Annotated in this window: 11 protein-coding genes; 9 read left to right on the plus strand and 2 right to left on the minus strand. The window is 66.6% G+C overall.

Features of this window, described 5'->3' with window-relative positions; all coding sequences use genetic code 11:
- Positions 1-111: 111 nt before the first annotated feature.
- Positions 112-2,136, minus strand: coding sequence for a M3 family metallopeptidase (locus tag D3654_RS03225; protein WP_120520095.1), 2,025 nt, complete (start codon positions 2,134-2,136; stop codon positions 112-114).
- Between the two features lie 68 nt (positions 2,137-2,204).
- On the opposite strand from D3654_RS03225, the gene D3654_RS03230 reads away from it, so the two are divergent.
- Positions 2,205-3,338, plus strand: coding sequence for an FAD-dependent monooxygenase (locus D3654_RS03230; protein WP_162943601.1), 1,134 nt, complete (start codon positions 2,205-2,207; stop codon positions 3,336-3,338).
- A gap of 14 nt (positions 3,339-3,352) precedes the next feature.
- Here D3654_RS03230 and asnB read toward each other — a convergent pair whose 3' ends face one another.
- Positions 3,353-6,028 (minus strand): asparagine synthase (glutamine-hydrolyzing), encoded by a 2,676-nt coding sequence (gene asnB / locus D3654_RS03235; protein WP_120520097.1) that lies wholly within the window; start codon positions 6,026-6,028, stop codon positions 3,353-3,355.
- 109 nt (positions 6,029-6,137) lie between these two features.
- Here asnB and pdxT point away from each other — a divergent pair, with 109 nt between their 5' ends.
- The 8 genes from pdxT to secF all read left to right on the plus strand — a co-directional run bounded on the left by pdxT (position 6,138) and on the right by secF (position 13,494).
- Positions 6,138-6,818, plus strand: a complete 681-nt coding sequence (gene pdxT / locus D3654_RS03240; RefSeq protein ID WP_245413058.1) for a pyridoxal 5'-phosphate synthase glutaminase subunit PdxT — start codon at positions 6,138-6,140, stop codon at positions 6,816-6,818.
- A 4-nt stretch (positions 6,819-6,822) separates the two neighbouring features.
- Complete coding sequence (locus tag D3654_RS03245) at positions 6,823-7,578, plus strand: YebC/PmpR family DNA-binding transcriptional regulator (protein WP_120520099.1); 756 nt, start codon at positions 6,823-6,825, stop codon at positions 7,576-7,578.
- 53 nt (positions 7,579-7,631) lie between these two features.
- Positions 7,632-8,210 carry a crossover junction endodeoxyribonuclease RuvC gene (ruvC, locus tag D3654_RS03250; RefSeq protein WP_120520100.1) on the plus strand — a complete coding sequence of 193 codons (579 nt, stop codon included), beginning with the start codon at positions 7,632-7,634 and terminating at the stop codon, positions 8,208-8,210.
- Positions 8,211-8,311: 101 nt separating this feature from the next.
- The gene (ruvA, locus tag D3654_RS03255; RefSeq protein ID WP_120520101.1) at positions 8,312-8,956 is read left to right on the plus strand and encodes a Holliday junction branch migration protein RuvA; all 645 of its coding nucleotides are present in this window, start codon (positions 8,312-8,314) and stop codon (positions 8,954-8,956) included.
- On the plus strand, positions 8,949-10,025 hold the full coding sequence (gene ruvB / locus D3654_RS03260) for a Holliday junction branch migration DNA helicase RuvB (RefSeq protein ID WP_120520102.1): 1,077 nt from the start codon (positions 8,949-8,951) through the stop codon (positions 10,023-10,025). The genes ruvA and ruvB overlap by 8 nt, the downstream gene beginning before the upstream one ends.
- A 187-nt stretch (positions 10,026-10,212) precedes the next feature.
- The gene (gene yajC / locus D3654_RS03265; protein WP_120520103.1) at positions 10,213-10,602 is read left to right on the plus strand and encodes a preprotein translocase subunit YajC; all 390 of its coding nucleotides are present in this window, start codon (positions 10,213-10,215) and stop codon (positions 10,600-10,602) included.
- A gap of 106 nt (positions 10,603-10,708) precedes the next feature.
- The gene (gene secD / locus D3654_RS03270) at positions 10,709-12,481 is read left to right on the plus strand and encodes a protein translocase subunit SecD (RefSeq protein ID WP_120520104.1); all 1,773 of its coding nucleotides are present in this window, start codon (positions 10,709-10,711) and stop codon (positions 12,479-12,481) included.
- Positions 12,481-13,494 (plus strand): protein translocase subunit SecF, encoded by a 1,014-nt coding sequence (gene secF / locus D3654_RS03275; protein ID WP_120520105.1) that lies wholly within the window; start codon positions 12,481-12,483, stop codon positions 13,492-13,494. The genes secD and secF overlap by 1 nt, the downstream gene beginning before the upstream one ends.
- Positions 13,495-13,539 lie beyond the last annotated feature (45 nt).

A 13,539-nucleotide genomic window follows, 5' to 3' on the forward strand; every position in this document is an offset into this window, starting at 1 on the left:
CGGTCACCTTCCCGCGAAGGTGACCGGCCGCCGTCGTCGTTTTCGATCGACTGCTCCGTAGGTGTCGTTATGGGCGTCCAAAACGACACTTCTGGAGCAATCGATGAGTCCCTACTCCAGGCCTCGGCGCTTTAGGAGGGGCGTGATATCTGCGTCCCGGCCTCGGAAGGCGCGGAAGGAGTCCAGGGGGTCCCGGCTGTTTCCCCGGGAGAGGAGTTCCGTGCGGAAGGTGTCGCCGTTGGCTCGGGTGAGGCCGCCGTTTTCCTTGAACCATTCCACGGTGTCGGCGTCCAGGACTTCGCTCCAGATGTAGGAGTAGTACCCGGCCGAATAGCCGTCGCCGGCGAAGATGTGCTGGAAATAGCCCGTGCGGTAGCGCGGCGGGATCAGCGCGTGGGCCACGCCGGCAGCGGCGAGGGCCTTGGCTTCGAAGGCGAGGACGTCCTCCGGGATGCCGGACCCGTCCAGCACGTGCCAGGCCAGGTCCAGCAGCGCCGCTCCGAGGTATTCGGTGGTGGCGAAGCCTTCGCCCCACAGCCGGGACTCCTCCAGCCGGGCGACCGTTTCGTGGGGGAGCGGCTCACCGGTGCGGTAGTGGCGGGCATAGTTGGCCAGCACCTCCGGCCACATGATCCACATTTCATTGACCTGCGACGGGTACTCCACGAAGTCCCGCGGCACTTCCGGCCCGGAGAACCGCGGGTACGTGACGGCGGACAGCAGCCCGTGCAGGGCATGGCCGAACTCGTGGAACACGGTGCGGACTTCGTCGAGGGTCAGCAGCGTTGCTTCCCCGGCCGGCGGCTTGGAGATGTTCAGCGTGTTGATCACCACGGGCTTGGCGTCGAGCAGGGCGGACTGTTCCACCAACGAATTCATCCACGCCCCGCCACGCTTGGTGTCCCGGGTGTAGTAGTCGCCCAGGAACAGGCCCAGGCCGGTACCGTCGGCGTCGAAGACTTCCCAGACACGCACATCCGGGTGGTAGCCCTTGAGGTCGTCGCGTTCCCGGAAGGCGAGGCCGTACAAGCGGTTCGCCGCGAAAAAGACACCGTCCGTAAGCACCCGGTCCAACTCGAAATACGGCCGCAGCGCCTGTTCGTCCACCTCGTACCGTTCACGCCGCACCTTGGCGGAGTAGAAGGCCCAGTCCCACGCTTCCAGCGGGTGCCCTGCGTTCTCCGCCAACGCGGCGGCCTCGGCGTCGGCGTTGCGGACAGCCGCTGGTGCCAGGCGGTTCAGCATGGTCTCGACGGCGGCGAAGTCCGGTGCCGTCTGCCGTTCGACCACCAGCTCGGCATAGTTCGCGAAACCCAGCAGGGCCGCCTTCTCGGCGCGCAGCCGGACCAGGGACACAACCAGTTCACGCACGTCCAGCGGTCCGCCGTCGGTGCCCCGGGCGATGGACGCCTCGTACAGGCGGCGCCGCAGCTCGCGGTTTTCGAGCGAAGCCATCGCCGCCTGGTTGCTGGGCTGGATCAGCGTCAGCAGGTACTTCCCGTCCTGGCCGGCCGCACGCGCGGCCTCGGCGGCGCTGGCGATATCGTCTTCCGGAAGTCCGGCCAGGTCCGCGGCGTCCTCCACCAGGACTGCGGCAGCCTTCATCGCTTCCTTGGTACGCTGGCCGAACTCCGTGCCGAGGCGGGAGAGCTCCGCGTTCAGTTCCCGGAGGCGGTCCTGGCCTGCCGCGTCCAGCTGGATTCCTGACTGCCGGAACTCGCGCAGATACTCCTCAACCAGTCGCCGGGACTCGGCGTCCAGGCCGGAAGTATCGATCGCGGCGAAGCGTTCGTACAGCGCCTTGTTGAGGTAGATCGCGTCGCGGTGCGCCGTCAGTTTGGGCATGAGGGCTGTCTCCAGCTCCCGGATGGCCTCGCTCGCGTCGGCCGACACCAGGGTGAAGAAGGAATTGACGGCACGGCCAAGCAATTGGCCCGAGCGTTCCATGGCGGCGGCGGTGTTCGCGAAGTCGCCCGCTTCGGGGTTGGCAAGGATTGCCTCGATTTCGGCAAGCTGGCCGGCCAGCCCGGCCTCGATGGCTTCCGCGTAATGGCCGTCCTCGATCGTTGCGAACGGCGGCAACTGGTACGGAAGGTCGCTGGGCGTGAGCAGGGGATTGCTGCTGGAAATCGTCATGAAGGAACACTTTCATGAGTGCGGTCCAGCTCACAAGGCAGATTCCGCAAGGTGCAACAATTGGCCCTATGGCGGACAATTCCACGGAACGCGGGGCACTGAGGATCGCGGTGATCGGCGGCGGAATCGCCGGACTCGCAGCGGCGGCCGGCCTGGCAAACGCGGGGGCCGCCGTCGAGGTCTTTGAGCGCTCCTCGCGGGACTCGGTTCCCGGTGCCGGGATTTCGCTGTTCCCGAACTCCCGCGCGGCGATGCGCACATTGGGCCTGTCGGACGGCTACGAGCGGCTGTCGCACGGGCCCGGCGCCGGCGTGCGGACCGTCATGCGCCGGCCCAACGGAAAGGTGGTGTTGCCCTTCCCGGCCTGGGCCCGGCCAAAAGTGCGCATGTTCCACCGCAGCGCGCTGCGGGAGTTCCTACTGGAGTCCTGCCGCGGGGTCCCCATCCATTGGGACACCGCAGTGACAGTGGACGACGACGGCGGCCCGCACCGCCGCGCCATGCTGACCGCGGCGGACGGGCAGCAGAGTTCCTGGGACCTTGTGGTGGCGGCCGACGGCCTGCGCAGCGCGACCCGGCGTTTCCTGTCACTGGACCCGGGCCTGCGGTATGCCGGCTACACGGCCTGGCGCGGCGTGACCCGAGGCCGGGCGGACACCGGAGGGATGGCCGGCGAGGACTGGGGCAGCCGCCAGCGCTTCGGCACCGTGCCGCTGGCGGACGGACGGGTTTACTGGTTCGCCGTTGCTACGAAGGCCGAAGGCAGGACGGCGGCCGCCGAGGGGCTGGCCTCGGAAAAGGAGGCCGCGGCCCTGGAATTCGCCGACTGGTATCCGGGAGTGGGGGCGCTGATCGCCGGTACGGACGAAGCAGACGTCCTGCGGCACGACCTCTACGACCTCGCCAGGCCGCTGTCCGTGTTCCACCGCGGCCGCGTGGCCCTCGCAGGCGACGCGGCACACGCCATGACGCCCGACCTCGGGCAGGGCGCCGGCGCCGGACTGGAAGATGCCGCCGCGCTGACGGCATTGGTGCGGACCGCCCTGGCGGGCGGAGCCGCGGAGCCGGGCGCCGACGTCGTCGGGCTGCTCGAGCGGTACTCCCGCCTCCGCGCGCCCAAGGCCGCACGGCTGCTCCGCGCCTCCAGGCTCATGGGCCGTGTGGCCCAGCGCGAACGGAAAGCCTGGAGGCCTGGAGCTTAGCCCTGCTTGAACACTCAGCCCTGCTTGAAAACGAGGGACATGGGGGTCGCCTGGGCGCCCTGGCCCTGCGGGTTGTCCTTGAAGATCGCCTGAATGGTGTCCTTGGGCAGGTCGGTGTCGTGGCCCATCGCCACCACGCCGAGGTCGTTGGCGTCCATGATCGAGGTGCCTGCGAAGTTCGCGGCGTACTCAGCGGGGACCCGTTCCCGGACCAGGGCGCTGATCCGGCGCGCAACCGCCTCGGGGTCCTTCGGGGCCAGCTTCACCGAGTTGGCGGACGAGCCGAGGCTGTACGGCGTGGCACCGTCGATCGCGTTGATGTTGTGGCCGACCACGTCGTAGAACACGCCGCTCTTGCCCTGGAGCTTGCCCACCACGCTTGCGGCGGCGGCCTTCACGATCAGCGGCAGGCCCACCTCGTTGATGGCGATCTGCATGGACCATGGGCTGCCCAGGCCGATGCCGGCAGGGGTCCGCTTGACGAATTTGCTCAGCACGCGCGCCGCCGGGGAGACCTTGATTTCCCACACCGGGAAGGAGCGGCCCTGGGTGATGGCCACGATCTTCTCGCTCACCAGCAAGTACCACGGAGCCGACGCGACGGCCTTGCGGGTTGCCTCGTCGGCGGCGTCCAGGCCGTCGAAGAAGCGGTTCACGTAGGACAGGACCTCCGGGTCGAGGTCAGTTTCGCGCTTGAACACGCCGGTCTGCAGCGGGTAGCGGCGGAACGTCTCGCCGCCCGCGGCTTCGGGAACGGTAATGTCCAGGTCCTTGCCCGGGTTTGCCTCGTAGTCGCTCTTGTTCTCCTTCACGTCCGCCGGAGTGTCGTTCGTGTCGATGAACTCACGGAACCACAGCTCGACGTTCAGCAGGCGCCAGAAGATCATGGTGTCGGCGTCGTTCTTGTCGTTGAGGTACTCCTCGAACGCCGTCAGGACGGCCTCGCGGTTCCAGTACGGGCGCTCGGCGAAGGAGTTGGACATGAAGATCTTGTACAGCCGCTCCTTCATCAGCTTGAACCACTCGGCCTCGGGAGTGGTGAAGCCGATCTTGTTCCGGCGGTTGCTGATCTTCTCCGGCAGCAGGCCGCGGGTGGCGTCGCGCAGGATCCGCTTGTTCCAGCCGCCCTTGATGATGGCCTCATCGGACAGGCTGAAGAGGAACTTGACCACTTCCTTGTCCAGGAACGGCACGCGGCCTTCCAGGGAGAAGCGCATGGTGTTCTTGTCCTCATAGCGCAGCAGCGAGGGCAGCGACTTATGGAAGAGGTCGTCGATCAGGCGCAGCTTCATGTTGTCCGGGATGTTGCTGAAGCTTTCGCCCTTGTACTTGCCCGTGAAGGACTTGTTCAGCAGGGAGGACATGGCCACGGTCTTCTTCGCCGTCAGTTTGCTTTGCAGCCGGAACCGGCCGAGGCGGTAGAAGATATCCAGGGAGGACGTGGCTTCCTTCAGGAGGGTCCTGTAGTCACCCTTGGCCTTCAGCTGGCGCAGGTAGGCGAAGTAGTAGGGGATGTAGCCGGCCATCATCTCGTCCGCGCCCTGGCCGTCCAGCAGAACGGTCACGTGCTTGGACGCTTCCTTCATCACGCAATACTGGGCGTACGGGCCCGAGGAGATGATGGGTTCCTCCATGGTGCGCACGAAGTCGTCCAGGTCCGCGGCGAAACCATCCGGCGTCGGCAGGATCTTGTGCGCCTGGATGTTGCCGCTGCACTTGGCAATCGCGGCGTCGGCGTAGTGCTCTTCGTCGTTGATGGAGTTCGGGAAGACGGCGCTGAACGTGTTCTGCTTGGCGCCCAGGGAGTCCGTGGCTTCGGCCTTCTCCTGCATGAGCTTGTTGATCGTCACCACGACCGCGGAGGAATCCAGTCCGCCGGAAAGGGCCGAGCCGAGCGGAACCTCGGACTTCAGGCGCATGCGGATGGCCTCCGTGAAGCGGATCCGGTACTCCTCGGTGACCTCCGGGGTGTACGGCCGGTTGACCTTGGACAGCTCTTCGAGTTCTTCGCGCAGGCGGGTGAACCAGCTGATGGAGTACGTGCCGGTGGCGTTGTCGATGGTCATCATCTCGCCGGGCTGCAGCTTGGACACGCCGTCGAAGAAGGTTTCGGCGGAGTCGTCGTGGATGCGGTACTGGAGGTAGCGGTACAGGATGCGCTCGTTGGGCTTCCGTTCGATCTTGCCGCTCTGCAGCAGGGGCTTGATCTCGGAGGCGAAAATGATCTTCGGTGCTTCCTCCGTGCCGGCGTTGGCCCAGTACACCGGCTTGATGCCGAAATGGTCGCGGGCCAGGACCGTGACGTTCTTCTTCTTGTCCAGGATGGCCAGGCCGAACATGCCGTTGAAGCGGTCGAACGCCTCGGTGCCCCACTGCTCGTAGGACTGCAGCACCACTTCGGTGTCCGACTGGGTGCGGAAAACACGGCCCAGGCCTTCGAGCTCGGCGCGGAGCTCCAGGTAGTTGTAGACCTCGCCGTTGTAGACCAGCACGGTGGCGCCGTCGGCGCTGATCATCGGCTCCTGGCCGTGCGCGACGTCGATGATGGACAGCCGGCGGTGGGCGAGTCCCACGTTTCCTTCGGTGAAGTAGCCCTCGCCGTCGGGGCCGCGATGCTCGATGCAGTCATTCATGACCTTCAGCAGAGCTTCGTCTTCCCCAAAACCGTGGTAACCGGCGATTCCGCACATAGTGCCTACCTCTTCAATCGTCCTCTGAATCCTTGTCCATGCTACTTGCTGACCGTCGGCGGGCTTCCCGGCGGACGGCCCGCGCGCCCTCCACCCCTAGAATGTTCTGGTGAACAATCCGCAGATTTCCTCCCCGCTGGTCGGTGTGCTCGCGCTGCAGGGCGACGTGCGCGAACACCTGCATGCCCTCGAAGCAGTGGGCGCACGCGCCGTCGGCATCCGCCGCCCCTCTGAACTGGCCGCCGTCGACGGCCTGGTGATTCCCGGCGGCGAGTCGACCACCATCGACAAGCTGTCCCGCATCTTCGAACTCGCCGAGCCCATCAAGGAACGGATCGCCGCCGGCATGCCGGTCTACGGCTCCTGCGCCGGCATGATTCTGCTGGCCAACGAGATCGCGGACCCGGCCAAGGACCTCGAGGGCCGGCCGCAGCAAAGCTTCGGCGGCCTGGACATCACGGTGCGCCGCAATGCCTTCGGCCGGCAGCGCGAATCCTTTGAAACGGACCTGGATTTCAAGGGCCTGGACTTCAGTGCAGGCGAGGCTGGCGTGGACCCCGTGCACGCCGTGTTCATCCGGGGCCCGTGGGTGGAACGGGTGGGCCCGGAGGTCGAAATCCTGGCCCAGGTGGACCCGGACCATGCACGCCACACGGACACTTTGCACGGGTTGGCTAGAATTGTTGCCGTGCGCTCCGGCAAACTGCTGGCCACCTCCTTCCATCCGGAAGTGACGGGCGAGAAGCGCATCCACGAACTTTTCATTCGAATGATCAGAGGAGAAGCGTAAGAGTATGTCAGGCCACTCCAAATGGGCGACCACCAAGCACAAGAAGGCCGTCATTGACGCGAAGCGTGCAAAGTCGTTCGCCAAGCTGATCAAGAACATCGAAGTCGCTGCCCGCATGGGCGGCCCGGACCTGGCCGGAAACCCGGGCCTGGAACTGGCTGTCACCAAGGCCAAGAAGACCTCGGTGCCCAACGACAACATCGACCGCGCCATCAAGCGCGGCGCCGGCCTTACCGGCGAGGTCGTCGACTACACCGAAATCATGTACGAAGCCCGCGGCCCGCAGGGTTCGGCGCTGCTCATTGAATGTCTGACGGACAACAAGAACCGTGCGGCTTCCGAGGTGCGCCTGGCGATCTCCCGCAATGGCGGCACCATCGCCGACCCGGGTTCCGTGAGCTACCTCTTCACCCGCAAGGGCGTCGTCAGCCTGCCGAAGAACGATCTGGGCGAAGACGACATCCTCATGGCGGTCCTGGACGCCGGTGCCGAGGAAGTCAAGGACAGCGGAGACAACTGGGAAATCCACTCCGAGCCCGGCGACCTGCAGGCCATCCGCGACGCCCTCACCGAGGCCGGCATCGAGTACGAAAGCGACGAAGCCGAATTCGTACCGTCCATGGAGGTCCAGCTCGACCTCGACGGCGCCAAGAAGTTCCTGAAACTCGTCGACGCGCTCGAAGAGCTCGACGACGTCCAGAACGTCTACACGAACGCCGACATGACCGATGAGGTCCAGGCGGCCCTCGACGCCGAATAACCCGACGCCGAATAAGCTGGAGCTCCAGCACGCAACAACAGGAAGGCCCGGAATTGACTCTTCGCGTATTGGGAGTCGATCCGGGCCTTACCCGTTGCGGCATCGGAGTGGTCGACGTCGAACGGAACCGGCGGGCGACCATGGTCGCCGTCGGCGTCGTGGGGACTTCGCCTGATGAAACACTGGACCGTCGCCTGCTGGTGATCGCCGAGGCGATCGACGAATGGCTCGACCTGCACAAACCGGACGTCATGGCCGTGGAGCGCGTCTTCTCGCAGCTCAACGTCAGCACGGTGATGGGCGTGGCCCAGGCCTCCGGCGTCGTCATCGCTGCCGCCGCGCGCCGCGGCATCCCGGTGGCGCTGCACACGCCGTCGGAAGTCAAGGCCGCCGTGACCGGCAGCGGCGGTGCCAACAAGGACGCCGTCACCAAGCTCATCACCAAGATCCTGCGCCTCGACGCCCCGCCGCGCCCGGCCGACGCGGCTGACGCCCTCGCGCTGGCGGTGACGCACGCCTGGCGGGCAGGGAGCGGAGCCGCCGTCGCCACCACCGGACCGGGCCGCAGCGCCCTGACTCCGGCACAACGGGCCTGGGCCGAAGCCGAGGCGAAAGCGCGCCGCGGCCGCTGAATGTCGCCTGCCCTTGCTAGGGTATTCGTAGATATGTTCGGATAGTCAGTTCGACGTCGGTCGACGTAGTTCAGTGACGCAGTTCAGTTCAGGAGCCGGCTTTGATCAGTTTTCTTCGCGGAACGGTGGCGCACGTGGGTCTCTCCACGGCAGTCATCGACCTCAACGGCGCCGGAATGGCCGTGTTCGCCACGCCGCAGACCCTCAGCCGCCTGCACGTCGGCGAGGAAGCGAAGCTGTTCACCTCCCTGATCGTCCGGGAAGACTCCCTGACGCTGTTCGCCTTCGCCGACGACGACGAACGCGAGGTTTTCGAGGTCCTGCTCAGTGTCAGCGGGGTCGGGCCGCGGCTGGCCCTGGCGGTCCTGGCCGTCCACGATCCCGAAACGATCCGGGTGGCCGCGCACAGTGGGGACGGCAAGGCGTTCACCAAGGTCCCCGGCATCGGACCGAAGGTGGCCGGGCGGATCGTCCTGGAATTGTCCGGCAAGCTGGTGCCGCACGGCACGGGCCCGGCCCCCGTCCAGGCTGCCGTTTCCGCGGCGGACTGGAAGCCGCAGGTGGTGGCGGCGATGACCAGCCTCGGCTGGTCCGAGAAGGACGCCGGCGGCAGCATCGACAAGGCCATGGCCGACTCCCCGGACCTCGCCCAGGCCGGCGACGTCGCCCAGATCCTCCGCGCCACGCTGCGCTGGCTCGGCCAGGACGGTGCGCGGGCGGGCAACAGGGTAGGCAGCCGTGGCTGAGCCTTCCCTCGTCTCCGGCGGCGAGGAGCCGGAAGAGCGCATCATCGAGGCGGCCCTCCGCCCGAAGAACCTGCACGACTTCGTCGGGCAGCACCGCGTGCGCAAGCAGCTCGCCCTGGTCCTTGAAGCCTCACGCATCCGCGGCCGAAGCGCAGACCATGTGTTGCTTTCCGGCCCGCCCGGCCTCGGCAAGACTACTCTCTCGATGATCATTGCCGCCGAGATGAACGTGCCCCTGCGGATCAGCAGCGGCCCGGCCATCCAGCACGCAGGTGACCTCGCCGCGATCCTGTCTTCCCTGTCCGAGGGCGAGGTCCTGTTCCTCGACGAAATCCACCGCATGTCCCGGCCGGCAGAGGAAATGCTGTACATGGCCATGGAGGACTTCCGGGTGGACATCGTGGTGGGCAAGGGTGCCGGTGCCACGGCCATCCCGCTGGAACTGCCGCCCTTCACACTGGTGGGTGCCACCACCCGCGCGGGCCTGCTCCCGGGGCCGCTGCGTGACCGCTTCGGTTTCACCGGGCACCTGGAGTTCTACTCGGTGGAGGAGCTCGAGCTGGTCCTCCGGCGCTCCGCGGGCCTACTCGATCTAAAGGTGAATTCGGCGGGCTTCCGCGAAATCGCCGGACGTTCCCGTGGAACGCCCCGTATCGCCAACCGGCTGCTCCGCCGCGTCCGCGACTGGGCGCTGGTGCACGGCGTCGAGCAGATCGACGCCCGCTCGGCGTCGGCCGCCCTGGACATGTATGAGGTGGACCAGCGCGGGCTGGACCGCCTGGACCGCTCGGTCCTGGACGCGCTCATCACCAAGTTCAACGGCGGTCCGGTGGGGCTCTCCACCCTCGCGATCGCCGTCGGCGAAGAACCCGAAACCGTCGAGACCGTCGCCGAACCCTTCCTGGTGCGCGAGGGCCTGCTGGGGCGCACCCCGCGCGGGAGGATCGCGCTGGCCCCGGCCTGGACCCACCTTGGCTACGCCGTTCCGGCCGGCGTGTTCGGCCAGGACCCGCTGGAACTCTTCGGTGCGGACGACAACACGGATCAGCCCATCGAATCCGGTTTGTAACCCTGCTCCCAGCTTTTCCCCCTAGACTGGTATGACGCTCGGCACGTTCGAGCCCATGGAGTCATGCCCGCCGTGCGGCGGCGCACGGCCCGGCCTGTCGGGGGATTTCCCTGCTTCCGGATCCGCCAGGGGAGCGATGCCGTGAACCTCAACGTATGCAAAGAAATGGAACTTCCTCGTGGATGTAATGAACATTCTGCTGTTTGTCCTTCTTGGCGTCTTCATCTTCATGATGTTCCGCCGCAACAAGAAGGCCCGGGAGCAGCAGACCAAGCTGCAGTCCCAGTTCGCCCCGGGCGTGGACGTGATGACCAGCTTCGGGCTGTTCGGCCGCATCGTGTCGATGGATGACGCCGAGAACAAGGTGGTCCTCGAGCTGTCCCCCGGAAACCTCGCCACCGTGCACCGCCAGGCCGTGACCAAGGTCATCGAAGCCCCCGAGGCCGCCGCCGTCGAGGTCCCAGACGACGCTTCCTCCCTCGGAGAGCAGGCCCAGGCCGGCCCCGTGGTGGATTCCGCGGAGACCCCGGAAGAGTCCATCAAGCGCCTCAACGGTGAGGACAAGAAGGACAACTAGTCCTGCGCCTCTTCAGGGCGGACACGTTCCAAGGCAATGACCTGCCGTCGGCCGGCGCTTACAAGTGACGGCCGGCGGTAGATCCGTCACAACAGGAAGATCGAACATGGCACGAACCGGCCGCAAGAACCCAGCCCGCAGGGTGCTGATCTGGCTTGTCGCAATTTTCGCTGCACTGACCGCCGTCCTTGGCGGCGGTGTCATCGCCGGCCAGGCGAGCTGGGCTCCGAAGCTCGCGCTGGACCTCGAGGGCGGTACCCAGATGATCCTGGCGCCCAAGGTCGAGGGCTCCTCGGAAATCAACGAGGACCAACTGAACCAGGCCGTGGCGATCATCCGCCAGCGCGTGGACGGCTCCGGCGTCGCCGAAGCCGAAATCAGCACCCAGTCCGGGCGCAACGTGGTGGTCAGCCTTCCGGGGACGCCGTCCAAGGAAACCCGTGCCTTGATCCAGGCCTCCGCCGACATGAACTTCCGCCCGGTCATCGCGGCCGGGGACGGTGCTGCCGTGCCCGTTGCCTCGCGGGCCAAGGAGGCGGACCTGCCCAAGCCGACGGCGGCGCCCACCAACGCCAGCGACAACAACTGGGTCACGGCCGACGTCTACAAGGCCTTCGAAGCCCTGGACTGCGTCAACCCGTCCCAGGACAAGCAGGAGCGCTCCGACCCGGCCAAGCCACTGGTCACCTGTGAACCGGCCACGGCCCAGACCCCGGCCGTCAAGTACATCCTCGGCCCGGTGGAGGTGAAGGGCCAGGACATCACGTCCTCCACCTTCGGCCCGGTCCAGGGCGCCCAGGGTTCCGTGACGAACGACTGGGGCGTGAACATCACCTTCAACGATTCCGCCACCAAGACCTTCAAGGCGGTCACCGAGCGCCTCAACCAGTACTACGTCGCATCCCAGGCGCAGGGCGGCAACGACCCCAAGGCCCAGTTCGCCATCGTCCTGGACGACCAGGTCATCTCCGCGCCCCGTTCGCTCGCCGTCATCACTGACGGCCGTCCGCAGATCACCGGCAGCTTCACCGAACAGACCGCCAAGGCCCTGTCCGACCAGCTGCGCTACGGTGCCCTCCCCATCAGCTTCGACATCCAGTCCGAAGAACAGATCTCCGCGACCCTCGGCGGCGAGCAGCTGCGGCTGGGCCTCCTGGCCGGCATCATCGGCCTGCTGCTCGTGGTGGTGTACTCCCTGTTCCAGTACCGCGCGCTCGGCCTCGTCACCATCGCCTCGCTCGTCGTGGCAGGCGGCCTGACCTACCTCGCCATCGCCATCCTTGGCTGGACCGAGAACTACCGGCTGTCCCTCGCCGGCGTCGCGGGCCTCATCGTCGCCATCGGCCAGACGGCGGACTCGTTCATCGTTTACTTCGAGCGCATCCGCGACGAACTGCGCGAAGGCAAGGGACTGGTCTCTGCCGTCGAGAACGGCTGGAAGCGCGCCAAGCGCACGGTCCTGGCCTCCAAGGCCGTCAACCTCCTCGCCGCCCTGGTGCTGTACTTCGTGGCTGTCGGCAACGTCCGCGGCTTCGCGTTCACCCTCGGCCTGACAGCCTTGGCCGACCTGCTCGTGGTCTTCATGTTCACGCACCCCACCCTGCAGGTCCTGGCCCGAACGAAGTTCTTCGGCGAAGGCCACCGGTTCTCCGGGCTGGACCCGGCACGGCTCGGCGCGGTCCCGCTGTACCGCGGCGCAGGGCGGCTCCGCACGCCCACGGAGAAGCCCGCCGTCGTGCGCGCGCGTAACACCGGTGCCGCCGCCGAGGCCGAACGCCGCATGACCATCGCCGAACGCCGCCTCGCCGAGAAGCAGGGCGAACTGTCCGGATCTTCGAAGGGCAGCCGCTCGACCGGCGGAACCAAGGAAGGCAAGTAATGACCAGCAGCTTTGCACGCTTCGGCAATGAGCTTTACACCGGGAAGCGTTCGTACGACTTCGTCGGCACCAAGAAGATCTGGTTCCTGATCGCCGTCGTCGCGATGGCCGTGTCCATCTTCCTGCCGGCGGTCAAGGGCGGCTTCAACCTCGGCATCGAGTTCCGCGGCGGTTCCGAATTCACCGTGTCGAACGTCAAGACCACCGACTCGACCTTGGGCGAGAAGGCCGTGCACGACGTCGTCGCCGGCGCCGTGCCGCGCGTCGCGAACGTCGCCGGCAACACGATGCGGATCCAGACCGACAAGCTCAGCGACGACGAGACCCTGCGGATCAAGGAGGGGCTCACCTCCGCCTACGGCGTCACCGAGAACGAGGTCACCTCGACCTTCATCGGCCCCACCTGGGGCCAGGACGTCACCAAGCAGGCGCTGATCGGCCTCGCCGTGTTCGTCGGACTGGCCGCCGTCCTGATGGCCCTGTACTTCCGCACCTGGAAGATGTCCGTGTCCGCCCTCGCAGGCATGGTGGTCACCATGGTCATCACCGCCGGCGTGTACTCCGCCAGCGACTTCGAAGTGACGCCGTCGGCGATCATCGGCTTCCTGACGGTGCTGAGCTACTCGCTGTACGACACCGTGGTGGTTTTCGACAAGATCCGCGAAAACACTTCGGACATCGGCACCTCCACCCGCCGGACGTTTGCCGGTGAGGTGAACCTCGCCGTGAACCAGACCCTGGTCCGTTCCATCAACACCATGATGGTCGCCGTCCTGCCGGTTGCGGCGATCCTCTTCATCGGCGCCGGACTGCTCGGCGCGGGCACCCTGCGGGACCTGTCCCTGGCACTTTTCGTGGGCATCCTGATCGGTACGGCGGCCACGATCTTCATCGCCGCTCCGCTGTACGCCTGGCTGCGGCAGGGCGAGCCGGAGCTGGTCAAGCAGGCCAAGAAGGTCGCGTCCCGCCGGTCGGCCGGAACCGCCCAGACGGACGAGCCCGCCACCGCCTGAGCCACCCCTTCGATGAAGGCCGGCCACCGCATGCCGCGGTGGCCG

This window comes from Arthrobacter celericrescens (genome assembly GCF_003614925.1).
In the GTDB taxonomy this organism is placed as follows: Bacteria; Actinomycetota; Actinomycetes; order Actinomycetales; family Micrococcaceae; genus Arthrobacter; species Arthrobacter celericrescens.